The 25,945-nt window shown below is 44.7% G+C and carries 25 protein-coding genes and 2 tRNA genes; 5 read left to right on the forward strand and 22 right to left on the reverse strand.

The window, feature by feature from the left end; genetic code table 11:
• Positions 1 to 32: 32 nt before the first annotated feature.
• Positions 33 to 809: a deoxyribose-phosphate aldolase gene (gene deoC, locus N646_RS07355; protein WP_005380133.1), complete on the reverse strand. Its 777-nt coding sequence runs from the start codon at positions 807 to 809 to the stop codon at positions 33 to 35.
• A 90-nt stretch (positions 810 to 899) separates the two neighbouring features.
• Here deoC and N646_RS25060 point away from each other — a divergent pair, with 90 nt between their 5' ends.
• Positions 900 to 1,034, forward strand: coding sequence for a hypothetical protein (locus N646_RS25060; RefSeq protein WP_005391675.1), 135 nt, complete (start codon positions 900 to 902; stop codon positions 1,032 to 1,034).
• 358 nt (positions 1,035 to 1,392) lie between these two features.
• Here N646_RS25060 and N646_RS07360 read toward each other — a convergent pair whose 3' ends face one another.
• From N646_RS07360 to N646_RS07385, 6 genes are all read right to left on the reverse strand, one after another.
• The gene (locus tag N646_RS07360) at positions 1,393 to 2,676 is read right to left on the reverse strand and encodes a NupC/NupG family nucleoside CNT transporter (protein WP_005380131.1); all 1,284 of its coding nucleotides are present in this window, start codon (positions 2,674 to 2,676) and stop codon (positions 1,393 to 1,395) included.
• Positions 2,677 to 2,880: 204 nt separating this feature from the next.
• On the reverse strand, positions 2,881 to 3,654 hold the full coding sequence (locus N646_RS07365; protein ID WP_017820428.1) for a TatD family hydrolase: 774 nt from the start codon (positions 3,652 to 3,654) through the stop codon (positions 2,881 to 2,883).
• Positions 3,641 to 3,838 carry a DUF5363 family protein gene (locus tag N646_RS07370; protein WP_005380125.1) on the reverse strand — a complete coding sequence of 66 codons (198 nt, stop codon included), beginning with the start codon at positions 3,836 to 3,838 and terminating at the stop codon, positions 3,641 to 3,643. Before N646_RS07370 ends, N646_RS07365 begins: the two co-directional genes overlap by 14 nt.
• A gap of 94 nt (positions 3,839 to 3,932) precedes the next feature.
• Positions 3,933 to 5,522: a peptide chain release factor 3 gene (prfC, locus tag N646_RS07375; protein WP_017820427.1), complete on the reverse strand. Its 1,590-nt coding sequence runs from the start codon at positions 5,520 to 5,522 to the stop codon at positions 3,933 to 3,935.
• A 285-nt stretch (positions 5,523 to 5,807) separates the two neighbouring features.
• A complete protein-coding gene (gene rimI / locus N646_RS07380; RefSeq protein WP_005380122.1) occupies positions 5,808 to 6,263 on the reverse strand; it encodes a ribosomal protein S18-alanine N-acetyltransferase in 456 nt (151 codons plus the stop codon).
• A 12-nt stretch (positions 6,264 to 6,275) separates the two neighbouring features.
• On the reverse strand, positions 6,276 to 6,677 hold the full coding sequence (locus N646_RS07385; protein ID WP_005380121.1) for a DNA polymerase III subunit psi: 402 nt from the start codon (positions 6,675 to 6,677) through the stop codon (positions 6,276 to 6,278).
• A gap of 159 nt (positions 6,678 to 6,836) precedes the next feature.
• On the opposite strand from N646_RS07385, the gene N646_RS07390 reads away from it, so the two are divergent.
• On the forward strand, positions 6,837 to 7,283 hold the full coding sequence (locus tag N646_RS07390; RefSeq protein ID WP_017820426.1) for an LptA/OstA family protein: 447 nt from the start codon (positions 6,837 to 6,839) through the stop codon (positions 7,281 to 7,283).
• A 62-nt stretch (positions 7,284 to 7,345) separates the two neighbouring features.
• Here N646_RS07390 and N646_RS07395 read toward each other — a convergent pair whose 3' ends face one another.
• Entirely contained in the window at positions 7,346 to 7,849 is a 504-nt protein-coding gene (locus N646_RS07395) for a GNAT family N-acetyltransferase (RefSeq protein WP_017820425.1), read from the reverse strand.
• Positions 7,833 to 8,360: a ubiquinone anaerobic biosynthesis accessory factor UbiT gene (gene ubiT / locus N646_RS07400; protein ID WP_005394645.1), complete on the reverse strand. Its 528-nt coding sequence runs from the start codon at positions 8,358 to 8,360 to the stop codon at positions 7,833 to 7,835. The genes N646_RS07395 and ubiT overlap by 17 nt, the downstream gene beginning before the upstream one ends.
• Before the next feature lie 363 nt (positions 8,361 to 8,723).
• Here ubiT and N646_RS07410 point away from each other — a divergent pair, with 363 nt between their 5' ends.
• The 3 genes from N646_RS07410 (at position 8,724) to N646_RS07420 (ending at position 12,809) form a co-directional block, all read left to right on the forward strand.
• The gene (locus tag N646_RS07410; protein ID WP_017820424.1) at positions 8,724 to 10,763 is read left to right on the forward strand and encodes a sensor domain-containing protein; all 2,040 of its coding nucleotides are present in this window, start codon (positions 8,724 to 8,726) and stop codon (positions 10,761 to 10,763) included.
• A 133-nt stretch (positions 10,764 to 10,896) separates the two neighbouring features.
• Complete coding sequence (gene ubiU / locus N646_RS07415; RefSeq protein WP_005386427.1) at positions 10,897 to 11,910, forward strand: ubiquinone anaerobic biosynthesis protein UbiU; 1,014 nt, start codon at positions 10,897 to 10,899, stop codon at positions 11,908 to 11,910.
• Positions 11,911 to 11,930: 20 nt separating this feature from the next.
• On the forward strand, positions 11,931 to 12,809 hold the full coding sequence (locus N646_RS07420) for a U32 family peptidase (protein ID WP_021034024.1): 879 nt from the start codon (positions 11,931 to 11,933) through the stop codon (positions 12,807 to 12,809).
• 51 nt (positions 12,810 to 12,860) lie between these two features.
• Here the strand turns inward: N646_RS07420 and N646_RS07425 are convergent, their stop codons facing one another.
• The 13 genes from N646_RS07425 to secG all read right to left on the reverse strand — a co-directional run bounded on the left by N646_RS07425 (position 12,861) and on the right by secG (position 25,741).
• Complete coding sequence (locus N646_RS07425; protein WP_017635889.1) at positions 12,861 to 14,207, reverse strand: MATE family efflux transporter; 1,347 nt, start codon at positions 14,205 to 14,207, stop codon at positions 12,861 to 12,863.
• 124 nt (positions 14,208 to 14,331) lie between these two features.
• Positions 14,332 to 14,754, reverse strand: a complete 423-nt coding sequence (locus N646_RS07430; RefSeq protein WP_005380103.1) for a MarR family winged helix-turn-helix transcriptional regulator — start codon at positions 14,752 to 14,754, stop codon at positions 14,332 to 14,334.
• A gap of 99 nt (positions 14,755 to 14,853) precedes the next feature.
• Positions 14,854 to 15,774: a lipoprotein NlpI gene (gene nlpI, locus N646_RS07435; protein WP_005380101.1), complete on the reverse strand. Its 921-nt coding sequence runs from the start codon at positions 15,772 to 15,774 to the stop codon at positions 14,854 to 14,856.
• A 178-nt stretch (positions 15,775 to 15,952) separates the two neighbouring features.
• A complete protein-coding gene (pnp, locus tag N646_RS07440) occupies positions 15,953 to 18,088 on the reverse strand; it encodes a polyribonucleotide nucleotidyltransferase (RefSeq protein WP_017820422.1) in 2,136 nt (711 codons plus the stop codon).
• A gap of 292 nt (positions 18,089 to 18,380) precedes the next feature.
• Positions 18,381 to 18,650, reverse strand: a complete 270-nt coding sequence (rpsO, locus tag N646_RS07445; protein WP_005380094.1) for a 30S ribosomal protein S15 — start codon at positions 18,648 to 18,650, stop codon at positions 18,381 to 18,383.
• Between the two features lie 141 nt (positions 18,651 to 18,791).
• Entirely contained in the window at positions 18,792 to 19,745 is a 954-nt protein-coding gene (gene truB, locus N646_RS07450; RefSeq protein WP_017820421.1) for a tRNA pseudouridine(55) synthase TruB, read from the reverse strand.
• Complete coding sequence (gene rbfA / locus N646_RS07455; protein WP_005380087.1) at positions 19,745 to 20,140, reverse strand: 30S ribosome-binding factor RbfA; 396 nt, start codon at positions 20,138 to 20,140, stop codon at positions 19,745 to 19,747. The genes truB and rbfA overlap by 1 nt, the downstream gene beginning before the upstream one ends.
• Positions 20,141 to 20,254: 114 nt before the next feature.
• Positions 20,255 to 22,942, reverse strand: a complete 2,688-nt coding sequence (gene infB / locus N646_RS07460; RefSeq protein ID WP_017820420.1) for a translation initiation factor IF-2 — start codon at positions 22,940 to 22,942, stop codon at positions 20,255 to 20,257.
• 22 nt (positions 22,943 to 22,964) lie between these two features.
• Positions 22,965 to 24,452, reverse strand: a complete 1,488-nt coding sequence (nusA, locus tag N646_RS07465) for a transcription termination factor NusA (RefSeq protein ID WP_005380084.1) — start codon at positions 24,450 to 24,452, stop codon at positions 22,965 to 22,967.
• 36 nt (positions 24,453 to 24,488) lie between these two features.
• Positions 24,489 to 24,944, reverse strand: a complete 456-nt coding sequence (gene rimP / locus N646_RS07470) for a ribosome maturation factor RimP (protein WP_005386424.1) — start codon at positions 24,942 to 24,944, stop codon at positions 24,489 to 24,491.
• 225 nt (positions 24,945 to 25,169) lie between these two features.
• A tRNA-Met gene (locus tag N646_RS07475) sits at positions 25,170 to 25,246 on the reverse strand.
• Between the two features lie 56 nt (positions 25,247 to 25,302).
• A tRNA-Leu gene (locus N646_RS07480) sits at positions 25,303 to 25,386 on the reverse strand.
• Between the two features lie 16 nt (positions 25,387 to 25,402).
• Positions 25,403 to 25,741: a preprotein translocase subunit SecG gene (gene secG / locus N646_RS07485; protein ID WP_005380080.1), complete on the reverse strand. Its 339-nt coding sequence runs from the start codon at positions 25,739 to 25,741 to the stop codon at positions 25,403 to 25,405.
• Between the last annotated feature and the right edge of the window lie 204 nt (positions 25,742 to 25,945).

Genomic DNA, 25,945 nt, shown 5'->3' on the forward strand with positions numbered 1-25,945 from the left:
TTAGGTGCTACCGTTCAGACGTATTATTGGAATTAGTACGCTGTTGGATCAGCGACGTCGTCCGATACTTCTAATGTATTTAGTAGGTTGGTTAGCAGGCTAGACGCACCAAAACGGTAGTGACGAGCATCAACCCAGTTGTCACCTAGGATTTCGTCAGCCATTGCTAGGTATGCTGCTGCGTCTTCAGCAGTGCGCACACCACCTGCTGGTTTGAAACCAACAGTTTCTGCAACACCCATGTCGCGAATAACTTCAAGCATCATGCGAGCGTATTCTGGTGTTGCGTTTACTGGCACTTTACCAGTTGAAGTTTTAATGAAGTCAGCACCTGCTTCAATACAGATTTGAGATGCTTTCTTGATTAGTGCTTCTTCTTTTAGTTCACCTGTTTCGATGATCACTTTAAGAAGAATGTCACCACAAGCTTCTTTACATTGCTTAACTAGTTCGAAGCCTACTTTCTCATCACCCGCCATTAGCGCGCGGTAAGGAAAAACTACGTCAACTTCGTCTGCACCGTAAGCAACCGCCGCTTTTGTTTCAGCAACTGCGATTTCAATGTCGTCGTTACCATGTGGGAAGTTCGTTACTGTTGCAATACGAACCTCTGGCGTACCTTGCTCACGAAGTGTCTTCTTAGCAATAGGAATAAAGCGAGGGTAAATACAAATTGCAGCTGTGTTGCCTACTGCTGTTTTCGCGTCATGACATAGTGAGATCACTTTTGCATCAGTGTCATCGTCATTCAACGTAGTTAGGTCCATAAGTTTAAGTGCACGTAGCGCTGCTGCTTTTAAATCGCTCATTTCTATCTCCGATCAATATTCAAAAAATTCACTACTCAGCCTTACATCACGTCTTTAACTATAATCAACAAGTCGAGACAATGTGAGTAAATGGCTAAACAGTCTATTAATGAACGGACTTGGTTCCCTGAAGACTCGGCATATACAGCGAAAATTTATCATATGCCAATTGCTATCCTTGTCACCGCACAGTACCAGTTTGGCCTATGGCACAACAATCTATGATTGCGGTGTCTTTAATATCACATCACAAAGCAAAACGCCTATTAGATCTGATATTGCAGGGCAATTCATTTGCCCATCGATTATGTAATATTCATTACGTGATTAAGAATCAAGCTTAACCACTATCCTGTGATTAATACATTATAGAGTTTCACCGCAAAACTGTAGCACCAAATAGAGCGCAAACGGTTTGTATCTCAAAATTTCCTAGCCCCTATTCCATTGACTGCGTAATACCTCGACTAAGGCAAACACCCGATGAAATTTTGGAGCCCGAAAAACGAAAAATGCCCCGCAGCAATCTCTTGCTACAGGGCATGATGTAAAACGGCGTCTATATATTAAGAACCGATTCTAATTATAGTGCTGCAAGGCTTAAGCAGAAGCCTGCAATTGTCGCTGCCATAAGGTTAGACAACGTACCTGCAAGAACTGCTTTAACACCCATGCGAGCGATGTCACTACGACGGTTTGGTGCAAGGCTACCTAAACCACCAAGTAGAATCGCGATAGAAGAAAGGTTCGCGAAACCACATAGTGCGAATGAGATGATAGCTGTTGTCTTCTCAGACATTACTTCACCAGTTGCCGCGATTACTTGAGCGTTTTCACCTAGGTATGGTGTGAAGTTCAAGTAAGCAACGAATTCGTTCACTACGATTTTCTGACCGATGAATGAACCAGCTGTTACAGCTTCTGCCCATGGAACACCGATTAGGAATGCTAGTGGAGAGAACGCGTAACCTAGGATTAGCTCTAGTGTTAGTTCTGGCATGCCGAACCAACCACCGATGCCACCTAGCATACCGTTGATTAGCGCGATTAGACCAACGAATGCGATTAGCATTGCACCTACGTTAAGCGCAAGTTGTAGACCAGAAGCCGCACCGCCCGCAGCTGCGTCGATTACGTTAACTGGTTTGTCGTCACCGCCGTCCATCGCTTCTTCGATACTTTCGTGAGGCTGGTCAGTCTCTGGGTGAAGGATTTTAGCGAACAGTAGACCACCTGGTGCTGCCATGAATGATGCCGCAACTAGGTACTCTAGTGGAACACCCATAGATGCGTAACCAGCTAGTACACCACCAGCAACAGAAGCTAGACCACCACACATTACCGCGAATAGCTCTGATTGAGTCATTTTTGGAACGAATGGGCGAACAACTAGAGGTGCCTCAGTTTGACCTACGAAGATGTTAGCTGCCGCTGACATTGATTCCGCACGCGAAGTGCCTAGCGCTTTTTGTAGTGCGCCACCAAGAATCTTGATAACCCATTGCATAACGCCAATGTAGTAAAGAACTGAAATCAGTGCAGAGAAGAAGATCAGTGTAGGAAGAACACGGAATGCGAAGATGAAACCGCCGCCGCCGAATACTTCGAACATCTTGTCAGAAACAAGACCACCGAACAGGAATGATGAACCATCGTTACCGTAGTTGATAACGTTAGAAACACCTGAAGAGAAACCGTTTAGTAGATCACGGCCCCAAGGTACATACAGAACAAATGCACCTAATGCGAATTGGATAGCGAATGCGCCACCCACAGTTCTAAAGTTGATAGCTTTTCGGTTGTTAGAAAATGCCACTGCAATCGCAAGAAGCACTACCATACCGATTAGGCTCATAAACAGGCTCATAGTTTATGACTTCCTTATAAGTTATTTATTGGCGTGTTACAAAATGGAGCTATAAAGCGGGGGCAATTATACTCATGCAGAATCAATTAAAGTAATGCCAGCCTCACACTTTCCTATAAGATTCATGATTGATTCAACCAGCTTTGTGAGTTAATTCACAATAAGCAGGAAAACGTTTTCGATTTCAAACCACATCTTTAGATTTTATTCACATATCGAGAAAGCAAAATTGCTATTTTTCCACAGTTGAGAGGCAATCGATTGCTTTCGGCCGTTATGCAACTCTACGAGCTCATTAAAGACGTGAATGAGTTTGGCTGGGTGATTTGACTCCCCTTGATATCCAAGTATAGGCATATCTGGTGCGTCTGTTTCGATTACTAGGTTTTCGAGTGGTAATTTTTGAATTGCGTCGCGTGTTTTCTTGGCTCTTGGGTAGGTAATCGTTCCTCCTACACCGATAAAAAAACCTAATTTGACCCACTCCATGGCTTGCTGATAACTCCCAGAAAAAGCGTGTAGCACACCACCTCTAGGGAGATTCGCCGCTTTCACCATTTGAATGAGGCGATTGTGCGCTTTTCGGCTATGTAAAATAACTGGGAGTTCGAAGCGTCTAGCCAGCTCAAATTGAACTTCAAGTATCTTTTCTTGCAACTGTGGATCAACATCAATGGCAAAATCTAAACCACACTCTCCTATTGCCACGCACTGCTGCCCTTTTTGATTTAGATAGCCTTCTAGCTCTGTAAGGTACTGCTCAACGTTATCTTCAAGAAAATACGGATGAAAGCCGAGCGCATAATACAAATTGGCATGTTGCTCTACCAAAGTTTGAATACGAGCCCAGTTTTGCGGACCGACGGAAGGAATCAAAATTCTTGCGACGCCTTGCGTTTGAGCAAGCTCAAGTTGATGTGCAAAGTCATCTTGAAACACATCAAAATCAAAGTGGCAGTGCGTATCAAAGAGCTTCATCTTGACGCTTTTTATCTGTATCTGCGGGCAGAAAATCAGAGGATGGTTGGGCTTCACTCTTCTCTTCAGTTTGATGGGCTGGGTCTTTTCGATATGGGACACAACTGCGTTTCTGATCGGGAGTTAACCCCATCTCTTTACACCAGTTGTCGTAACGCTTTAGCCCACGTTTAAACCAATTCATATCTTATCCTTATATAAAAACGCCCTTGGCTAAGTTTATAGCCAAGGGCGTTTTAAAATCTAGCTTGCGTTACGGCTTACCCTAACCGCGCAAATTAGTGCTCACGTGTCGCACGGAAATCAACGTCAGGAAAACGCTCTTTCGCTAAGTTTAAGTTAACCATTGTTGGAGCGATATACGTTAGGTTATCACCACCATCCAATGCTAAGTTCGCTTGATTCTTGCGTTGGAACTCATCCAGTTTCTTCGCATCACCACACTCAACCCAACGCGCAGTTGCAACGTTAATGCCTTCATAAATCGCTTCAACGTTATACTCAGACTTCAAACGAGCCACAACAACATCAAACTGAAGTACACCAACGGCACCAACGATCAGATCGTTGTTCTGTAGAGGACGGAATACCTGTACCGCACCTTCTTCTGATAGCTGAACCAAACCTTTGAGAAGCTGCTTCTGCTTTAGTGGATCTTTCAGGCGAATACGACGGAATAGTTCCGGAGCGAAGTTCGGAATACCAGAGAACTTCAGTGATTCACCTTGCGTAAAGGTATCACCAATCTGAATAGTGCCGTGGTTGTGTAGACCAATGATGTCACCGGCGTAAGCGTGTTCTGCACGTGCACGGTCACCAGCCATAAAGGTTACTGCATCAGAGATACTCACTTGCTTGCCAAGACGAACGTGGTTCATCTTCATACCTTGCGTGTAAGTGCCCGATACAATACGCATGAATGCGATACGGTCGCGGTGTTTTGGGTCCATATTCGCTTGGATCTTAAATACGAAACCAGAGAACTTCTCTTCAGTCGCTTCAACTTCACGTTCAACCGCTTGACGAGTTTTCGGCGCTGGAGCCCATTCAGTTAGACCGTCTAGCATATGATCCACACCAAAGTTACCTAATGCAGTACCGAAGTAAACTGGCGTCAGGTCACCTGTTAAGAACATTTCCAAATCAAACTCAGGGCAAGCACCCATAACAAGCTCAAGCTCTTCTCGAACACTTTCCGCAAGGCCTGCACCAACTTTTTCATCAAGCTCTGGGTTATCGAGACCTTTGATGATTCGAACTTCTTGAATCTCATGACCGTGACCTGATTCGTATAAAATCGTTTCATCACGGTGAATGTGGTAAACACCTTTAAACTCTTTACCACAGCCGATTGGCCATGTGATTGGCGCACACATCATGCCCAATTCGTTTTCTACTTCATCCAATACTTCCATTGGATCACGAACGTCACGGTCAAGTTTGTTCATGAAGGTTACGATTGGCGTGTCACGTAGACGTGTAACTTCCATTAGTTTACGAGTACGGTCCTCAACACCTTTCGCTGCATCGATAACCATCAGACATGAGTCAACTGCCGTTAGAGTACGGTAAGTATCTTCCGAGAAGTCTTCGTGTCCAGGCGTATCAAGTAGGTTTACCAGACAATAGTTGTAAGGGAACTGCATTACAGAAGTAGTAACCGAGATACCACGTTCCTTTTCCATTTCCATCCAGTCTGATTTTGCGTGCTGTGCGTTACCACGACCTTTAACCGTACCTGCTTTTTGGATCGCGTTTCCGAATAACAGTACTTTTTCAGTAATGGTGGTTTTACCCGCATCCGGGTGAGAAATAATAGCGAACGTTCTGCGCTTAGACACTTCGCCTAAAAAAAGGGGATTTGACATTAGTTAATCTTCTAAATTACTTTCATGCTCACAAAATAGGCAAGCATATCTACTATTCGATATTGTGCGGTATTCTCGCTTATTATCGCTGTGCTAGCAAACTGGAAAGACATGAACTGAATTTACTCGGCTCACCAGCCTTTACCTGCAACTAACAAGGGAAAGCCAGCTCCACACAAAGAGATGTAAAAATTCAAAAAATTATTATTACATATTCAAAAGCCTCGAATCCGGATACGCATTTAAAGCATAAGTGTTGATGAGGTAATTAGTAACGGCCTAAAACTAACTCAAAAATAAGTAACTCATGATAATGGCGTCTTCCTTACCATTTCCCGATTTAGCTGGGTAATAGTTGTAACGACGGTCCACTTCATTAAAACCTGCTTGCTCATAAATATGGATAGCTGGGTGATTACTTTCACGCACTTCTAACCAAGCACTCTCTGCTTTGGCTTGTTCACAGTATTCAATAAACGCGTCCAGCAATTTTTGCCCTAGCCCTCTGCCCTGTTGAGAAGGCGCTACTGCAATATTTAATAGTGTCACTTCTCCAACAATATTCTGTCCATAGAAGTAACCAACCACTTGAGAGCCTTCCAGCATCACATGATGGCAAGCACCGCGACTGGATAAGTCACGAACCAAAGATTCGGCCCAAGGGTGAGAATGTGCTTGCTGCTCGATTTGCCAAACTTGGTCGAGGTGCTCTGCACGCATCGGCGTAATTTCAATTGTCACGCATTAGCTCCGTTAAGAAGAGTACGAACAGATTTGTTGCCACAATGCGCGGCGCTGTTCGTTATTACCATCAATATCTTGTAATAGTGGCGAGGTCAGGTGCTTTGCCTTGATGCTTTGATCAGCCTCACAGCCTGCAAACCACACCCACTCTAGCTGATGTTCACCCAGCATGGATAAGCGCTCAGGCTCTAGGTGTAGCGCATCATCAAGCGTGAGCTTAATGCTTTTTAATACGCGCTCAAACATCAATGCCGTCTCGTTTTCTGGACATATTGGCGATACCAATAGGAGTTTACATGAACTTTGCAAATCCAATAATGGCGATTGATAGCCTTCCAGTCTTTCAGGGTGTACCAGCTCCCATGTGCTGATCCCCATTTCACGTAAATACTGTTTCTCGTTAATTGACATTTTCCGTCACCTATTTGAACGAGGGCAATCCTATCAAATTATCGCGATTATACCTAAAGGACTTCAAGGGACACCTGAACACAATGAGATGATTTGGATATTCCTGAACATAGCGTTTTGCCAACGGCCACACATTGGGTATGACATATGAGGTACATTATGAAATTCTTAAATACGCTACTACTTTGCACACTGGTAGCCGCCACCAGCGTGAGTGTTTTTGCTAATAACAGCGATGAGTGGGAGCTGATTGCAACGAAAACCGTTAACTTTCATACAGAAACAGATACCGTGACACCAAATAGCCTATTCCGAAACCGAAGCTTCAGTAAAATAAAACTAAAATGTGTGCAAGGAACGGTAGACATTAATAGTTTAAAAGTCGTCATGACAGATGGTAGTGAGAAAAAGCTTTCCTCGATGGGCGTACTAACAAGCGGATTGTCGACTCGTGCCTGGAGCCTTCCAGGCACAAAAGAAGCCAAGCTAAAACAGATTGAAATGACTTACAGTAGCTGGGGAAGCACAAAACTTAGCCTGCTAGGGGTAAGTAAAAAAGCGAAAATAGAGGTCTGGGGCAAAAAGAAAAGTAACCCGTCATCGTAACCTCCCTATCTCAGTTTTCAGTGAATAAGAAAGAAGCCCACATAGTCGTGGGCTTCTTTCATTTACAGTTCAGAGAACTCTGGCGCATAGTCTATACGTCCGGAGCGTCCGGCACATTGACCTTCGACCAACTCTGCGATTCGAAATGCACCTTTAGGGACATCCCAAGCACATTCAAAGCCCATCTCGTCGCATGATTGAAAACCCTGGCGCGCGTAATAATCAGGATCGCCCAACACCACACACACTGGATAGCCAAAATCACGCAGTGAATCAAAACCTTCTTTGATCAACTCTGCAGCGATGCCTTGGCGACGGTAATCTTCATGAACAGCTAATGGCGCTAGCCCTTGCCATGACAAATCTTCACCATTTAAGGTCACAGGGCTAAATAAAGCATGGCCTATCACCTCTCCCTCATCTGTACACGCGACTAAGGAAAGCGTGAATTTGCTGTTTTCGCGCAAACGCATCACAAGCTCAGCTTCAGCTTCCGTCGGGAAGGCGTGTTTCAATAAGCGGTCAATGGTAAGAATGTCCGCTGGGGCTTCAGTTCGAATAAGCATTCGCTACTCCGGTTGGTTGTGCAGGCGCTTGAACTCCTTTCTGAACAAAATCAGCCAATTGATTCAAAGCGACTTGCATTGCTTTCGGTAACTGCTCTAAGTCGACACTGTCCATTAAGTTTTTCACTTCTAAGCCAAGCTCAGTATCACCTTCAATTGAAAGGCGACGTTGGAAGAACAGTGTGTCAGGGTCTTCTTTACGACCAGCAATCAGTACTAGGTCGTTTAGATTACCACTAAAACTCACATCTTCCTGAACTGGTTTTTCAGCTACCACCAATTTTTCGTCTTGATAGCTGATGTACCATGCTAAGTTCAAGTCTTTAATCGCAACTTTTAACCACTTGTCTTCAAGGAACTCAAAGTCACCATCTTCCAAGGCTTCTTTAAACACCATTTTTAGCCCTTCTAGCAACGCTTTTTGCTGAATTGGCTGTGGTAATAACTGGACTGGAGAACGCAAAATATTAGCTGCGTTCTTTACTAGTTGACTGCGAATCTTGTTTAACACGTTCATTATCCGTTACTTTGTCATTAGGTTGCTTATATTAAGCAATCGTGGCGATGAGATTACTGTTATGTATCAATAAAGTGCTTATTTTAGATTGGTGGTTTATTGCTCACTAACGCTTCTTTTTTTGAACTTACGTGTATTATTGATGCGAACAGGTGGATAAACACTTTTACAACCGTATTTTCAAAGTTATAGTTATCTGAGCGTATCCATGTGATTGTCGACTGCACAGCTAAAACCGCGAGCCCTTTAATGGCAAGTAACACTTTGGCTTGGTGGTAGATCGCCGCAGGCTTATCAGGGTGTCGCTTTTTATACACGGACGAATAATCTGGCTCATTGGAGATCGGTAATACCCTAATGCCTTCCCAGCAATTAAAACATTGGTTTGCCACGCTAACCTCAAATAGCCCTTTCTTCTTTGCCATTCTTGATAAAAAACACAATTATCGAATGGTAAGTGACCGTTACTGCGATATCGCAGGTTTAAGTCATGAGGAAATCGTCGGCTTAAACGATTGCCAAGTGCTGGGTGAGCAGTTTTATAAGAAGCTTGCACCATACTATCAGCGCGCGTTCAAAGGGGCACATGTCGAAGCCGAAATCACGCTCGATGAAACCGACCTTGAAACCAGTCTTCACTTTAGCCTTTCGCCAGTTTTTGAAGATAACGACATTCGCTTTGTTGTTTTTCACGCTGTCGATACTTCAGAAAAGCAGATACTCGTTCGCTCCTTAGAAGAGTCCGAAAGTAAGTTTGCGAAGTTAACACAACTGCTACCAGACGGATTACTGCTTATCGAAGATGATATTGTCATCTCTGCGAACCCCGCATCAGCGCGCCTTCTCGGACTTAACTCTCCTCATGAATTGTTGGGCGAAGAGCTAAGTCGTTTATTCATCGATGAAAACAGTAAAAAGGTATTTAGTCATCGATTGAGTACATTAATTTCTGACAAACCTTTTGTCTGCTTAACCAGTGCAAGATGCGGCTTTGAACGGAAAGTTCAGCTACACGCGGATTCCACGGCGATATTAGGTAGCGAATCTCAAATTATCCTAATCCAAGATGCTGATGATGCGCCCAAAAACCTGTCTTCTGCATCGAATGAAGACATACACATTGACTCGCTCACCAAACTCTACAACCGCTTTGGCTTCACCAAACGTTTGGAACAGCTGATCAAAAAGCAAACACCGCTTCTGGTGTTCTATTTGGATATCGATAACTTCAAAAACATTAATGACTCACTTGGTCACCATATTGGCGATAAAGTGATTCAAGAGGTATCGGCCCGTCTTAAACGGTTACTACCAAACCAAGCGATTATTGGTCATTTGGGTGGCGATGAGTTTGGCGTCATTCTGCCGGAGCCAGAAAATACCCGCATGGCTGAAATTTTGTCCGATCGCATTATCTCGTTGATCAACCAACCTTTCGACTTGCACCACTTCAGTAAACGCCTTGCCTGTTCAATTGGTAGCGTTCGATACCCTGAAGACGGACAAGATGCACGAATCCTACTACAAAATGCCGATACTGCGATGTATGAAGCCAAAGATCGTGGTAGAAATCGTCTGATCAAATTTAACGATCAAATGAACAAAGAAGCGCGTATGCGTTTGTGGCTTGAAATCGAACTGCAAAAAGCATTGCAGCAGAACGGTTTGGAAGTGTGGTATCAACCTAAGGTTAACGCGCGAGACTTCAGTATCAACGGCGCAGAAGCGCTCGTTCGTTGGAAGCATCCAGTCGAAGGGTACATTAGTCCTGGCTCATTCATTCCTGTCGCCGAGCGCGCTGGGTTAATCGAACACCTTGGACGTGTCGTGATGCGTGATGTTTTCAATACGGTAAAACGTTGGAAGCAACAAGGCATACTGCCAGGCCGTGTCGCCATCAACCTCTCTCCCGAGCAATTTGGCAACCCACAGCTGATCGACTTTATGGAAAAGCTGCTTCGCACTACCGAGCTTGATCCAAGCTGCATTACCTTCGAGCTAACCGAAAGTGCCGTGATGAGTGATAGCGAACATACACTGCAAATGTTGAATGCGATTAAAAAGCTTGGCTTCGCTCTCTCTATCGATGACTTTGGTACCGGCTACTCTTCTCTTTCTTACTTAGCGCGTTTCCCTATTGACGAGCTAAAAATCGACCGCGCTTTTATTAATGATATCGACACACTACCGAAACAAGTCACTGTGATTGAAAACATCATTAATCTGGGTAAGTCGCTCGACTTAACTGTCGTTGCCGAGGGGGTGGAAACCCACCAGCAAGCTACTTTGCTCTCTAACCTTCAATGTAATGCGATTCAAGGATTCCATTTTTATCGCCCGCAGCCAAAACATGAAATTGAAGAGCTGTTTGTACAGAATCGTCGTCACAAGAACTAACCCCGACCCGATCCCCTTACTCGCAAGGGGTAAATATCGACTTTATTGAGCTAAACCTAACTTAGGTCAATTTCGCTATTCATAATTCTTCATAAAATGCGGGCACCTTTTTATTCTCAATGATTGTGAGCATATGGAACTCTTGTGTCCCGCGGGTAACCTGCCTGCGTTAAAAACTGCGATTGATTGCGGTGCCGATGCCGTCTACATTGGTTTCAAAGATGATACCAACGCCCGTCACTTTGCTGGCCTAAACTTTAACGGCAAAAAGTTAGAAAAAGCGGTGCAATACGTTCATGACCGCAATAAAAAAATTCATGTCGCGTTGAATACCTTCGCTCATCCCAATGGCTTCGAGCGCTGGACGAACGCAGTAGACAATGCAGCGGCACTGGGTGTAGACGCGCTGATTGTTGCAGACATTGCAGTGCTGGAGTACGCGGCTCGCAAATATCCCGATCTGGAACTACACCTTTCAGTGCAAGCATCAGCGACCAACGTCGCAGCCATTGATTTTTACAAACAAAACTTCAACGTAAAACGGGTAGTGCTACCCCGCGTTTTATCGATTCATCAGGTCAAACAGCTCTCACGCAACATCACTAGCGATGTCGAGTTAGAAGTCTTTGCTTTTGGTAGCCTTTGCATCATGTCTGAAGGTCGCTGCTACCTATCGTCATATATGACAGGCGAGTCTCCAAACACTGTGGGAGCATGCTCTCCAGCTAAGTACGTTCGCTGGCAAGAAACAGAAAATGGTCTGGAATCCCGCCTTAACGACATTTTGATCGATCGCTACAGCGCCGGTGAAAATGCGGGCTACCCTACCTTGTGTAAAGGTCGTTTCGAAGCAGAAATCGAAGGCGAGAAAAAACGCTACCACGCACTGGAAGAACCAACCAGTTTGAACACCCTCTCTATGCTGCCAGAACTATTTGCTGCAAATGTGGCGTCTGTAAAAATTGAAGGTCGCCAACGTAGCCCAGCTTACGTAGAACAAGTCACTCGAACATGGCGAGCCGCGATTGACCGTTACCAAGCAAACCCAGAAGCTTATCAAGTCGAAGCGGCTTGGGATGCCGCATTGGCAAACGTGTCTGAAGGTACGCAGACCACACTTGGTGCTTATCACCGCAAATGGCAGTAGAGGTTAAGATGGATAATTCAATGAAATACGCGCTTGGCCCGCTGTTGTACTTCTGGCCAAAACAAGACATCGAAGCGTTTTATGAACAAGCGAAATCAAGCTCCGCGGACATCATCTATCTTGGGGAAACCGTATGTTCAAAACGTCGAGAAATGAAGCCTTCGCATTGGCTTGAAATCGCAAAAGAGCTGTCTGCATCTGGCAAGCAAGTGGTGCTATCAACAATGGCACTACTAGAAGCTCCGAGTGAAGTAAACATAATGAAGAAGTACATCGACAACGGTGACTTCGCGATTGAAGCAAATGACGTATCTGCTGTTCAATTGGCATCAGAGCATAAAGTGCCTTTCGTCGTTGGCCCTGCAATCAATACTTATAACGCACACACGCTCAACTTATTTTTGAAGCAAGGTATGATGCGTTGGTGCATGCCTGTCGAGCTATCTCGCGAATGGTTAAACGATACTTTAGTTCAGTGTGACGAGCTTGGTATTCGTAACAAGTTTGAAGTTGAGGTATTTAGCCACGGTTATTTGCCTTTAGCGTATTCCGCTCGCTGTTTCACAGCCCGAGCTGAAAACCGAGCGAAAGACGATTGCGAAACCTGCTGTATCAAATACCCTACGGGTATCCAGGTCAGCAGCCAAGAAGGGCAAGAAGTCTTTAACCTTAACGGCATTCAAACACAGTCAGGGTATTGCTACAACCTCATCAATGACTTACCTACTATGAAAGGGCTGGTTGATGTGGTCCGGTTAAGCCCTCTTGGTATCGACACTTTTTCAGAGTTAGAGCGTTTTCGCTCAAACGAATACGGCGATAATCCTGAAAAGCTCGAAAGCCGCCAATGCAATGGCTATTGGCATCAACTAGCGGGCTTAGAAGTAAAAACCATTTAATCCTTAAAGATAAAAGCGAGGCCTAGCCTCGCTTTTATCTGTTAGCTTTTGTTAGCAGGCTTGCACCCTTGGTTCGACAGAACTCTCATTAAGCAGCTTTTTCACATCTCGCCACAACATACTGATCACGACCAAACTCAATGCAATGTTAGACAATGGGAAAGCTAACCAAATACCTGTCACGCCGAAAAGTTTCGGCATAATGAATAAGAATGGCAACTGGACCAGCATGTTGCCTAGTGTTACAAACATAGCTTTGCTGCCTTTGTTTACTGATTGATAGTACGCGGCCGCCACAACTAAAAAACCATCTAAGAACAACGCAAACATGTGTAAACGAATCCCGATCACGGTGCTATCAATCAACTGTTGGTCAGCATTATTAAACACCGCAACCAGTTCGTACGGGAAAAGGTTCATCAAAACAACGAACGCCACCCCACCAAGCACAGATGTCCCCATCGCGACCTTTAATAACTTTCTGATGTTCTCCTGATTACGTGCACCGTGGTTGAAGCTCACTAAAGGCTGCATACCATTCGCAATTCCTTCTGCTATCAGATAGTAAACCGTCACGATGTACCCCAAAATGGCGTACGCTCCGATCAACATTGCACTTCCGTATTGAGCAAATAACGCGTTGTGCAGTGCCACCATCACAGAGCCGTAGGCGTACATAAAGAAACTTGATGTACCTATCATGATAATCTTTGGTGCAGCATCAACCTGAACTTTGAAGTCGCGGATACGAAGGCGTAATGTTGCTTTTGAAGTAAAGAAGTAACCAATACCGAGCACAGTGACCACTAATTGTGCAAGTGCAGTGGCAATAGCGGCTCCGGTTAACTCCCACTCCAACCAAGCAATAAATACGTAGTCTAATACAATGTTAATAACGGCACCGATGACCATCAAAATCGTTGCTAAGTTCGGGCTGTCGTCATTGCGTAATAAAAACGGAACTGCGATAGAACCCAACGTGAATACGCACGCGACAATCAGAATATGCAAATATTGCAGCGCAAGTTCAAACACTCGCCCTTCCGCACCTTGCCAGCGAATAAATTCATCCGAAAACAAGAACAATATTGTAGCAACGATCGGCATCAATGCCGCTAACAACGTCAATCCGGTCGTTAGGATTCGCTTAGCGCCTTCATGATCGTTCTCTCCTTGCTTGATCGAAGTCAGCGCGCCAGTCCCCACCCCAATCATCATTCCTATACCGAGGATCGAACCGATAATAGGCCACGCAACATTGATCCCAGCTAATCCGTCAGCGCCAACATAACGGCCAATAAAAATGCCATCAACTATTTGATACAAACCGTTTACGAGCATTGCTGCGACGGTTGGAATCGTATATTTCCAAAACTGTCTATAAATTGAGTTTTGCATGACTGTCACCAGTAGTTAGCAAAGCTAACCATTTAATTAGCAAGGCTAACTAAATGGTTAAATTAAATAAAAGAAAGATGAAACAACAAAAACTAAACCATACAGCTGAGGCCTTTGCTTCAGTTTAAAATGACTTATTACTCAATGCTTTATTCAATAAAGCTTGTAACTGTTCAGCTTCTTGCTGATTTAATTGTTGCATCATTTGGTCAGAGATATCTTTGTACACTACCTGCTCCAAAGACATTTTTTCTGCGACTTCTTCCGTAAGCAACACACGCTTAGCACGAGCATCCTCATTACATGCGATGCGTTTCACCAAACCCTTTTTTTCCAAACGCACAACCATTGTCGATGCGGAAGGCTTAGTCACTTGCAGCTCTTCTGCAAGATCGGTTATTCGCACACCCTCAGGGTAAACCTGAATCACACGTAAATAATCGAACTCATTAAAGCTTAGATGTGATAATGGATCTTCTTTGGCATAGACACGCCAAGCTTTGGCGCAAAAACGCTCTAAATCAATCAAGCTTTCTTCTAATGCCATAAAAGCCACCACCACTTAGTTAGCAAGACTAACTATTTTAAATGAGTCACTCATCAAGTTCAATCATAAAAAAAGCCGCTCTCATCGAGCGGCTCTAAATCATTCAATTTCCAGCTTCTTGGCAGCCTTTAACTTGGCCAATCTATCTTGCTGTAATTGATCATAAATTTGCGCCAACTCCAAGAAAGAATAGCGATGCTCAACATAATCGTAAACGTTGAACGAAATCGCGAGCTTATAAAGTGAGATGGCACTTGCGATATCACCTTCAAGCTGATTACGCTTTCCAAGGTAGAAATACGTTTCCGTCAATCGTTCAGCTAGGCGATAGTTCTCTCTCGTTCCATCCATAATTGCTTTAAGCGCGTCTTCGTCCGAGACGTCTCGCAGCATGATAGCAACAAGAACCCACCCCCACTCTTCACTACGATCTCGTAAATAACGCTGTTGAAGATTGGCTTTTGCTTGCTCTGGATTTTGCTCAGCTTCGATGATGTACAGCCATAATGAACGAAAAGGATCCGTTGGCATTTCTTGATAATGCTTGGTCATATCTTCTAAAGCGAGATCGATTCGGCCACCATAATACAGTGCAATCGCACGGTTGCGCTCAGCATAGGTATTATCAGGAGCCAACTCTATGGTCGAGTCAAACGCTTCATATGCCGCATCAAACTCTCCTACTTGGGTAAAGTATACTCCCAAAAGATTGAAGATGTCCGGCTGAGCAGGATTCAACTGCAAAGACTGGTTAAAGTCCAAACGGGCAAGATCACGTAAACCAACGCTGTCGTAGTAGCTACCGCGCTCATAATGCATTTTAGCGCGCACTTCATCACTAAGGTCGGGACGTTGTAGCAACTGCGAGAGACGCGCGATTTGTACTTCTTGTTGAACACTAGGCTGAAGTGGCACCGCCATCGGTGGATATAACCACTTTTGTGCTGATTGTTGAGAAGTATTTGCACAACCGGTCAGCGCGATAGCAACACATAAAATTGCGGTTTGAAACCATTTCACTAATTGATACTCCTGTTTGGACCGCTCAAGATTTATTTCTCTTAATGCAATATAGGCGATAACCTCGTTTGAGGTTAATACATCGAAACAAACCAAAAAAGGGGAGCGAAAATGCTCCCCTTTTATAACATGCTTTCAGGCCCTTAATCTAATAAAAGGCTGAAAGTCTCATTTTGTCTTACTCGTCTTTAGCAGCTGGTGCTTCAGCAGCAGCTTCTTCAGCTGGCTTTTCTACCGCTTCTTTCATGCTTAGACGTACACGGCCTTGGCGGTCGATTTCAAGAACTTTAACTTGAACTTCTTGACCTTCAGCTAGGTAGTCAGACACTTTCTCTACGCGTTTTTCTGCGATTTGAGAAATGTGTACAAGACCATCTTTGCCTGGAAGAACCGTTACGAATGCACCGAAGTCAGCTAGACGTGCAACTTTACCTGTGTAGATACGGCCCACTTCAACTTCAGCAGTGATCTCTTCGATACGGCGGATAGCTTCTTTCGCAGCAGTGCCTTCAGTTGCAGCAATCTTGATAGTACCGTCGTCTTCGATTTCGATAGTTGTACCAGTCTCTTCAGTTAGAGCACGGATAACTGCACCACCTTTACCGATAACGTCTTTGATCTTCTCAGCGCTGATCTTCATCGTGTGAATACGCGGAGCAAATTCAGAGATGTCTTCACGAGCACCAGAGATAGCTTCATCCATTACAGATAGAATGTGCTTACGTGCGCCTTGAGCTTGGTTAAGCGCAATTTGCATGATTTCTTTAGTGATGCCTTCGATCTTGATGTCCATTTGAAGTGCAGTGATACCAGTGTTAGTACCTGCTACTTTAAAGTCCATGTCACCTAGGTGGTCTTCATCGCCAAGGATGTCAGAAAGTACAACGAAATCGTCACCTTCTTTAACAAGACCCATTGCGATACCAGCAACAGATGCTTTGATTGGTACACCTGCGTCCATAAGTGCAAGAGAAGTACCACATACTGAAGCCATTGAAGATGAACCGTTAGATTCAGTGATTTCCGATACAACACGTACTGTGTATGGGAACTCATCAACAGAAGGCATTACTGCAGCAATACCACGCTTCGCCAGTTTACCGTGGCCGATTTCACGACGCTTAGGAGAACCTACAAAACCAGTTTCACCTACACAGTATGGAGGGAAGTTGTAGTGCAGTAGGAAGTGATCTTTACGCTCACCAGTTAGCTCATCGATGATTTGAGCATCACGCTGAGTACCTAGCGTTGCCGTAACGATCGCCTGAGTTTCACCACGAGTGAATAGCGCGCTACCGTGAGTACGAGGAAGAACACCAGTACGTACATCTAGTGCACGAACCATGTCTTTTTCACGGCCATCGATACGAGGGTTACCTGCAATAATACGGCTACGTACTACTGTCTTCTCTAGATCATGGAAGATAGTGTGGATTTCTTTTGTATCTGCTTCAGGATCTTCAGCAAGAAGAACTTCATTTACTTCCGCAGCGATCTCATGGATGCGGTCGTAACGAGCCATTTTCTCAGTAATTTGGTAAGCTTCAACAAGTTTAGCTTCTGCTAGATCAGCAATCTTATTTTTAAGCGCTGTGTTCTCTTCAGGAGCAACCCAATCCCAAGCAGGAGTTGCAACTTCTACTTTGAATTCGTTGATAGCTTGAATAGCAACTTGTTGTTGGTCATGACCATAAACAACCGCCGCTAGCATTTCTTCTTCAGTTAGGTTGTCCGCTTCTGACTCAACCATCAGTACTGCTGACTCTGTACCTGCAACAACAAGGTCAAGCTTAGAAGTTTCTAGTTCAGTTTGGCTAGGGTTAAGTACAAGCTGACCATCGATATGACCAACACGCGCCGCACCGATAGGGCCGTTGAATGGAATGCCAGAGATAGCAAGAGCAGCAGAAGTACCGATCATTGTAACGATATCTGGCTGAACATCTGGGTTTACAGACATTACTGTCGCGATAACCTGAACTTCGTTTTTAAACGCGTCTGGGAATAGCGGACGGATTGGACGGTCGATTAGACGAGCTGTTAGCGTTTCGCCTTCAGAAGGACGACCTTCACGTTTGAAGAAGCCGCCTGGGATTTTACCCGCAGCGTAAGTACGCTCTTGGTAGTTAACCGTTAGTGGGAAGAAGTCTTGACCTGCAACGGCTTCTTTTTTACCTACAACAGATACGAATACAGACGTATCATCCATTGTGACCATAACTGCTGCTGTAGCTTGACGTGCAATAACGCCAGTTTCTAAAGTAACTGTGTGGTTACCGTACTGGAACGTTTTAACAACTGGTTTTTCGAACATTGTTATTCCTTGTTTCTAATCTTCCTTTAGTGCTTAAAGAAATCTTAGATGTGTTAATTGACACTCAAGGCATTACGAATCGCGACTAGTAAAAAGAAACTCGGAAATTCCTTTTGAATAGTCGCGACCTTTTGGTCGACGTGGTTGACTGTAATGCTATGAGCTTTTGAGAAAACCTCTTACAAGGTTTAGCCGCCAGTATTATAACGGCATAAGTCTAATTTGGCTAAATTTAGGCAACAAAAAAGGGGCATAAAGCCCCTTTTTAGACAAACTGCTATGCAGTCGCTGATTAGCGACGTAGGCCTAGACGTTTGATTAGGTCTTGGTAGCGAGCTAGGTTTTTACCTTTTAGGTAATCTAGAAGCTTACGACGACGAGAAACCATGCGTAGAAGACCACGACGGCTGTGGTGATCGCCTTTGTGCGCTTTGAAGTGACCTTGTAGGTGGTTGATAGAAGCTGTAAGTAGAGCTACTTGAACTTCTGGTGAACCAGTGTCGCCTTCGCCTTGTGCGTATTCTGCAACGATTGCTGCTTTAGTTTCTGCATTCAGAGACATAATTCTCTCCTAATAAGAGTAGGTTTAAAGTTGTAGCAGCCAATCTCTGATTCAGCCGCTACGCGAAGCGCGGATTATAGGGAAATTTCCTATCTCGTGCAATATAAAAATACCGACACTCAGGTCGGTATTTTCAATCATTTACTTGGATGCAACGTCATCTCGGAACACGACCAATCGCTTAGGAGCGATTTTGCCATCTTCGTTCATTTCGCCAACGCCAATAAACAAGCGTTCTTCACCCATAGTAAGGCGAAGTGAGCCCTCTGTCGGAGCACCAAATACTTGAACGGGCTGCCCATGTTGGACCATATCCGCCAGTTCAGGCACCAAGTTGACTTCTGGTAAGTCTTCTACCGCTGTATCCATTGGCAAAAGCAGTGGGTCCAGTAGTTCTCGAGGCGCTCGTTCCTCGCGGTGAGCTTGCTCTAGCAACTCATTTAGTTGCTCAAGTGTTACCATATTCTCGTAAGGGTATTTAGCCACACCAGTACGACGAAGCATAGTTACGTGCGCACCACAACCTAACATTTCGCCCAGATCATCAACGATAGTACGAATATAGGTACCTTTAGAGCAGTGCACTTCCATCTCTACTTCATCGCCTTCAAAACGGTGAAGAACAATCTCATATACCGTGATCTTACGAGATTCACGCGGAACTTCGATGCCTTTACGAGCGTATTCATACAAGGGTTTACCTTGATACTTCAACGCAGAGAACATGGAAGGCACTTGATCAGATTCACCACGGAACTGATCGATGCACGCTTCTAGCTTGTCTAACGTAACATCGACTGGACGCGTCTCTACAACTTCACCATCCGAGTCAGACGTATTGGTACGTTCACCCAGCTTTGCGATCACGCGGTAGCGTTTATCAGAATCAAGAAGAAACTGAGAAAATTTTGTCGCTTCACCCAAGCAAATTGGCAGCATGCCTGTCGCTAATGGGTCCAAGGCTCCAGTGTGGCCTGCTTTCTCGGCAAAGTAGATTCGCTTTACTTTTTGCAGTGCATCATTGGAAGAGATACCTGTTGGTTTGTCCAACAGTATAACGCCATTAATTGGACGACCTTTACGACGACGAGCCATTATTCTTCGTCCTCACGACCAGAATCTTTTTGCTTTTGTTTGTCTGAACTAACGACTTCAGACACTAGGTTAGACATACGCATACCTTCAACAAGCGTATTGTCATAGTGGAAGCGGATTTCTGGCGTTAAACGTAGACGAATACGCTTACCTAACATCATGCGAATGTGCACTTCGTGCTCACGTAGCGCTGCTAGACATGATTCAGGTGTTTGCTCACCCACACATAGGAAGGTCACAAATACTTTTGCGTAAGCTAGGTCACGAGAGACTTCTACGTCTGAGATCGTCACCATGCCAAGGCGAGAGTCACGAACTTCACGTTGAAGGATCATCGCTAGTTCTTTTTGCAGCTGCTGTGCAACGCGCTGCGTGCGGCTAAATTCTTTTGACATATCTTTACTCTTATATAGAAAGAATGGGGGGTTGGTCAAAGCCAGCCCCCCATGGTGTATTCAACAACCAATTACTACTTATCTTTCAAAGACAATATTAGTAATTTTAGTCAATTAGTCTAGAGTACGTTTAATTTCAACGATTTCGAAGACTTCGATTTGGTCACCAACGCGAACATCATTGTAGTTCTTAACGCCGATACCACATTCGTAGCCATTCTTAACTTCTTGAACGTCATCTTTGAAACGACGCAGTGACTCTAGTTCACCTTCGTAAATAACAACGTTATCACGTAGTACACGGATTGGGTTGTTACGCTTGATCACACCTTCTGTAACCATACAACCAGCGATAGCGCCCAGTTTCGGTGACTTAAACACGTCACGAACTTCAGCAAGACCAATGATCTCTTGCTTGAATTCTGGAGCAAGCATACCGCCCATTGCTTGTTTCACTTCGTCAATCAATTGGTAAATGATTGAGTAGTAACGTAAGTCAACAGCTGCGGCTTCAACAGCACGACGAGCAGAAGCATCTGCACGAACGTTAAAGCCAAGGATGATTGCGTTTGAAGCTTCCGCTAGTACTACGTCAGTTTCCGTAATACCACCAACACCAGAACCAACGATGTTCACTTTAACTTCGTCAGTAGATAGCTTAACTAGTGAGTCTGCGATTGCTTCTACAGAACCTTGAACGTCTGCTTTAAGTACAACGTTAAGTTCAGCAACTTCACCAGCAGTCATGTTAGAGAACATGTTCTCTAGTTTAGATTTCTGCTGACGAGCAAGTTTCACTTCACGGAACTTACCAGCACGGTAGTTAGCTACTTCACGCGCTTTACGCTCGTCACGAACTACTGTTGCTTCATCACCTGAAGATGGTACACCTGAAAGACCTAGGATCTCTACAGGGATAGATGGGCCAGCCGAAGTAATTTCTTTACCTAGCTCATCACGCATTGCACGAACACGGCCGTATTCTTGACCACAAAGAACGATGTCGCCTTTGTTTAGTGTACCTGATTGAACAAGTACTGTTGCAACTGGACCACGACCTTTATCTAGGCGAGATTCAACAACAACACCAGATGCCATGCCTTCAGCTACAGCTGTAAGTTCAAGAACTTCAGACTGAAGAAGGATTGCTTCTAGAAGACCATCGATGTTTGTACCCTGTTTAGCAGAGATGTGAACGAACATGTTCTCACCGCCCCACTCTTCAGGAATAACGTCGTATTGAGCAAGCTCGTTCTTAACGTTATCTGGGTTCGCGTCTTCTTTATCGATCTTGTTCACAGCAACAATTAGAGGAACGCCTGCCGCTTTCGCGTGCTGAATCGCTTCTACTGTTTGTGGCATTACGCCATCGTCTGCTGCAACTACAAGAACAACGATATCTGTCGCTTGAGCACCACGAGCACGCATTGCAGTAAACGCTGCGTGTCCAGGAGTATCAAGGAACGTGATCATGCCGTTGTCTGTTTCAACGTGGTACGCACCAATGTGCTGAGTAATACCACCCGCTTCGCCAGAAGCAACGTGTGTGCGACGGATGTAGTCAAGTGTTGACGTTTTACCGTGGTCAACGTGACCCATGATAGTAACAACTGGAGCACGTGGAACTGCTTCCGCGTTAGTGTCACGGTCAGATAGTACCGCTTCTTCCAGTTCGTTCTCTTTACGAAGAACTACTTTATGGCCCATTTCTTCAGCAACAAGTTGTGCTGTTTCTTGGTCGATCACTTGGTTGATAGTCGCCATAGCGCCCATCTTCATCATTACTTTGATAACTTCTGTCGCTTTAACCGACATCTTGTTAGCAAGTTCTGATAGAACGATCGTTTCGCCAATTACAACGTCTTGCTTAGCAACCGTTGCTGACTTATCAAACCCGTGCTGCATTGAAGTCGGCTTAGCAAGTTTGCCCTTACGACCTCTACCGCCACGTTGGTTGTTACGGCCACCGCGAGCTTGGTCGTCTTTACCCGAAGCTGCTTTTTTCTTCTTACGACGACCGCCTTCTACTTTGCGATCTGCTTCATCTTCGGCTTCACGTGCGTATTGTGAAGTCGTTACATGGTAATCTGTATCTTCCATATCACCCTTTTTCTCTTCTGCAGCAGACCAACGCTCTTTATTCTTTTCAGCCAATTCGCGAGCTTCTTCAAGCTTGCGCTGACTTTCCTCTTCAGCCTTACGCTTAGCTTCTTCTTCCTGACGACGTTTAAGCTCGTCGGCCTCTTTTCGCGCTGCTTCTTGCTTAATTTTCTCTTCAGCATCACGCTTTGCTTTTTCTTCAGCATTACGTTGTGCATTCGTATCTACGTCTCGCTTCGCTTTTTCTTCCGCTTCACGTTTTGCAGCTTCTTCAGCTTCACGTTTCGCAGCTTCTTCAGCTTCACGTTTTGCAGCTTCTTCTGCTGCACGTTTTGCTGCTTCTTCTGCTTCACGTTGTGCTGCTTCTTCAGCTTCACGTTTCGCTTCATCTTCAATTGTGCTGCGCTTCACGTATGTACGTTTTTTGCGCACCTCAACCTGAACATTCTTACTCTTACCACCACCCGCGTTCACACTAAGTGTACTACGAGTTTTACGCTGAAGCGTAAGGCGAGTCGGCTCTGAATCACCTGATTTATCACCGTGTTCTTTCTTTAAATGAGAGAGAAGCTTCTGCTTCTCTTCATCAGTAACATTGTCAGAGCTCGCCTTTTTAATGCCAGCGTCAGCAAGTTGTTCAATCAAGCGGTCGACTGGCGTACCAATCTCATCACTCAGTGCTTTAACTGTTAATTGTGTCATGCCGCTTCCTCCTTGCCGAAAATTATGCTTCTTCGCCGAACCAACAGATGTTACGTGCGGCCATAATTAGCTCACCTGCACGTTCTTCGGTCAGGCCTTCGATACCTTCTAAATCGTCAATACCTTGGTCAGCAAGATCTTCCAGTGTCGCTACACCTTTCGCTGCCAATTTAAATGCCATCTCACGCTCAAGACCTTCAAGTGCAAGTAGGTCCTCAGCTGGTTCTAGACCTTCAAAAGACTCTTCTTGTGCTAGTGCGATCGTCGTTAGTGCATCTTTTGCACGTCCACGAAGCTCTTCGATTAGTTCTTCATTCAAACCATCGATTTCTAGTAGCTCGTTAACTGGCACGTATGCGATTTCTTCTAGCGTTGAGAAACCTTCTTCAACAAGAAGTTGAGCGAAGTCTTCTTCAATATCTAGGTACTTCATGAAGTTTTCAATAGATGCTTGTGATTCTTCAGCGTGTTTCTTCTGAAGATCAGCAACTGTCATAACATTCAGTTCCCAACCGGTTAGTTGAGATGCTAGACGCACGTTTTGACCGTTACGACCAATAGCTTGCGCTAGGTTGTCAGCTTCAACTGCGATGTCCATTGAGTGTGCATCCTCATCAACGATGATAGAAGCAACATCAGCTGGCGCCATTGCGTTGATAACGAATTGAGCTGGGTTATCATCCCAAAGAACGATATCGATACGCTCACCACCAAGTTCGCCAGAAACAGCTTGTACACGTGCACCACGCATACCAACACACGCACCTACAGGGTCGATACGTTTGTCATTTGTTTTGACAGCGATCTTAGCGCGAGAACCAGGATCACGTGCTGCGCCTTTAAGCTCGATAATATCTTCTGCGATTTCAGGCACTTCAACACGGAACAGTTCTGCCAACATTTCTGGCTTAGAACGAGTGATGAACAATTGGAAACCACGTGCTTCAGGCGCGACTTTGTAAAGAAGACCACGTACGCGGTCGCCTGGACGGAAGTTTTCACGAGGAAGTTGGTCATCACGCAGGATTACCGCTTCAGCGTTATTACCAAGATCAAGCACGATTGTGTCACGGTTTACTTTTTTCACGACACCAGTGATTAGATCACCTTCATTGTCGATGAACTGTTCAACGATTTGTGCGCGCTCAGCTTCACGAACTTTTTGAACGATAACTTGCTTAGCAGTTTGAGTCGTAATACGGTCAAACGTTACTGATTCGATTTCGTCTTCTACGTAGTCGCCAAGCTCGATTGAGTCATCTTCGTATTGCGCTGCTTCTAGTGAGATCTCTTTTGTAGGGTTCTCAACGTCATCAACAACTAACCAACGGCGGTAAGTTACAAACTCACCGGTTTTACGGTCAATGGCAACACGTACGTCGATTTCGATTTCGTATTTTTTCTTTGTAGAAGTTGCTAGAGCAATCTCAAGAGCCTCAAAGATACGCTCACGAGGTACCGCTTTTTCGTTCGATACCGCTTCTGCTACCGCTAAAATTTCTTTACTCATTGTATTTAGCCTCTAAGCTTAAACTTTTTTAGGGAACTAAAATTTAGGGATCAGGTTAGCTTTGGAAATGTTACTTAGAGCAAACTCTTCTTGCTGACCGTCTACAGTAATTGTCACTGTTTCGCCATCAACACCGTGGATAATACCTTTCCACTTACGACGGTTTGCTACAGCCATTTTCAATACGATGCTGACCTCGTGACCAATAAATTGCTCGTAATGTGCTGCTTTAAAAAGTGGTCTTTCTAAACCTGGAGAAGACACTTCTAGGCTGTAAGCAACAGAAATTGGATCTTCAACGTCTAAAACTGCACTAACTTGGTGGCTAACTTCTGCACAGTCGTCTACGTTAATACCATTTTCATGGTCAATGTAGATACGTAACGTTGAGTGCGCGCCTGCACGAATGAATTCTAATCCAACTAACTCATAACCTGATGCCGCTACTGGCGCGTCAAGCATTTCAGTAAGTTGTCTTTCTAAACCAGTCATTTAACCACTCCAGAAACAAAAAAAGGGCTCAGAGCCCAATCAAAAAACCAAGCAGTATCTGAGCTATTTCAAAAAGCTCAGATAACAAAAAACCCCGATAGTCGGGGTTTTATGCTGCTGGACCCTGATACGTTAAGAATAGCCAACAATTGCTTTTCTTAACTCGTAGTGTGGTTAGCACTACGCAAACTTGCCAATCTACGATTTCCTTTTAAAGAAAGAGATTGGTTGCGGGGGCCGGATTTGAACCGACGACCTTCGGGTTATGAGCCCGACGAGCTACCAAGCTGCTCCACCCCGCGTCCGACTTGCTGAGCATTATACTCGCAAACAAGTGATTTACAAGTTTGTAAATACATGGTGCCGAGAGAGGGACTCGAACCCTCACACCTAAGGCACTAGCACCTCATGCTAGCGTGTCTACCAATTTCACCATCTCGGCATCAAAACCTTACAGCTTATTGAGGAATTTCATCACCCGCAGGGGCAGGAACTTCACTCGCTGCATCCTTAACTTGTTCAACAACTGGTTGACCTAACGTTGGGTCTACCCATTGTGATTCAGTCTGGTGCGTAGACATACGACCAAGTAACAAGCTAACGATAAAGAATACGGTTGCTAAAATAGCAGTTGTTCGGGTTAAGAAATTACCTGAGCCGCCAGCACCAAACACTGTGTTTGAAGCACCAGCACCGAACGAGGCTCCCATATCTGCGCCTTTACCTTGTTGAATCAACACAAGGCCAATCACACCAAGCGCTGCCAACAGGTAAATCACAAGTAGAACTGAAAACATTTTTTCCACCTATGTTCCAAATTGTTGAGCCAGCGCCGTTCAAAAGAATAAATCATTATGAACAAGGCTAGCGACCTCCTAACGGGAGGCGGAGCAATACTAGCGAAAGCCAGTAACGCTGACAAGGGAAAATTAGTAAAAAATCAATGCCAATGCGTTAAGCGCTCAAAAAAAGGGCAAAAGATGCCCTTTTCATTCAAGACA

The organism is Vibrio alginolyticus NBRC 15630 = ATCC 17749 (assembly GCF_000354175.2).
GTDB classification, from domain to species: Bacteria; Pseudomonadota; Gammaproteobacteria; order Enterobacterales; family Vibrionaceae; genus Vibrio; species Vibrio alginolyticus.

Excerpts from the sequence above, each read along its gene's own strand:
- prfC (WP_017820427.1), bottom strand. The coding sequence starts at position 5,522 with ATGTCAAATCCCCTTTTTTTAGGCGAAGTGTCTAAGCGCAGAACGTTC.
- N646_RS25060 (WP_005391675.1), top strand. The coding sequence starts at position 900 with ATGGCTAAACAGTCTATTAATGAACGGACTTGGTTCCCTGAAGACTCG.
- N646_RS07395 (WP_017820425.1), bottom strand. The coding sequence starts at position 7,849 with ATGCTTATTCGAACTGAAGCCCCAGCGGACATTCTTACCATTGACCGC.
- N646_RS07390 (WP_017820426.1), top strand. The coding sequence starts at position 6,837 with ATGAAATTCTTAAATACGCTACTACTTTGCACACTGGTAGCCGCCACC.
- deoC (WP_005380133.1), bottom strand. The coding sequence starts at position 809 with ATGAGCGATTTAAAAGCAGCAGCGCTACGTGCACTTAAACTTATGGAC.
- infB (WP_017820420.1), bottom strand. The coding sequence starts at position 22,942 with ATGACACAATTAACAGTTAAAGCACTGAGTGATGAGATTGGTACGCCA.
- truB (WP_017820421.1), bottom strand. The coding sequence starts at position 19,745 with ATGGCTCGTCGTCGTAAAGGTCGTCCAATTAATGGCGTTATACTGTTG.
- N646_RS07370 (WP_005380125.1), bottom strand. The coding sequence starts at position 3,838 with ATGAATTGGTTTAAACGTGGGCTAAAGCGTTACGACAACTGGTGTAAA.
- N646_RS07360 (WP_005380131.1), bottom strand. The coding sequence starts at position 2,676 with ATGAGCCTGTTTATGAGCCTAATCGGTATGGTAGTGCTTCTTGCGATT.
- rpsO (WP_005380094.1), bottom strand. The coding sequence starts at position 18,650 with ATGTCTCTGAATGCAGAAACTAAAGCAGCAATCGTTGCAGAATACGCA.
- ubiU (WP_005386427.1), top strand. The coding sequence starts at position 10,897 with ATGGAACTCTTGTGTCCCGCGGGTAACCTGCCTGCGTTAAAAACTGCG.
- rimP (WP_005386424.1), bottom strand. The coding sequence starts at position 24,944 with ATGACTGGTTTAGAAAGACAACTTACTGAAATGCTTGACGCGCCAGTA.
- rbfA (WP_005380087.1), bottom strand. The coding sequence starts at position 20,140 with ATGTCAAAAGAATTTAGCCGCACGCAGCGCGTTGCACAGCAGCTGCAA.
- N646_RS07385 (WP_005380121.1), bottom strand. The coding sequence starts at position 6,677 with ATGTCAATTAACGAGAAACAGTATTTACGTGAAATGGGGATCAGCACA.
- pnp (WP_017820422.1), bottom strand. The coding sequence starts at position 18,088 with ATGTTCGAAAAACCAGTTGTTAAAACGTTCCAGTACGGTAACCACACA.
- nusA (WP_005380084.1), bottom strand. The coding sequence starts at position 24,452 with ATGAGTAAAGAAATTTTAGCGGTAGCAGAAGCGGTATCGAACGAAAAA.
- N646_RS07410 (WP_017820424.1), top strand. The coding sequence starts at position 8,724 with ATGCCTTCCCAGCAATTAAAACATTGGTTTGCCACGCTAACCTCAAAT.
- N646_RS07430 (WP_005380103.1), bottom strand. The coding sequence starts at position 14,754 with ATGGCATTAGAAGAAAGCTTGATTGATTTAGAGCGTTTTTGCGCCAAA.
- secG (WP_005380080.1), bottom strand. The coding sequence starts at position 25,741 with ATGTTTTCAGTTCTACTTGTGATTTACCTGTTGGCAGCGCTTGGTGTG.
- N646_RS07420 (WP_021034024.1), top strand. The coding sequence starts at position 11,931 with ATGAAATACGCGCTTGGCCCGCTGTTGTACTTCTGGCCAAAACAAGAC.
- N646_RS07425 (WP_017635889.1), bottom strand. The coding sequence starts at position 14,207 with ATGCAAAACTCAATTTATAGACAGTTTTGGAAATATACGATTCCAACC.
- N646_RS07365 (WP_017820428.1), bottom strand. The coding sequence starts at position 3,654 with ATGAAGCTCTTTGATACGCACTGCCACTTTGATTTTGATGTGTTTCAA.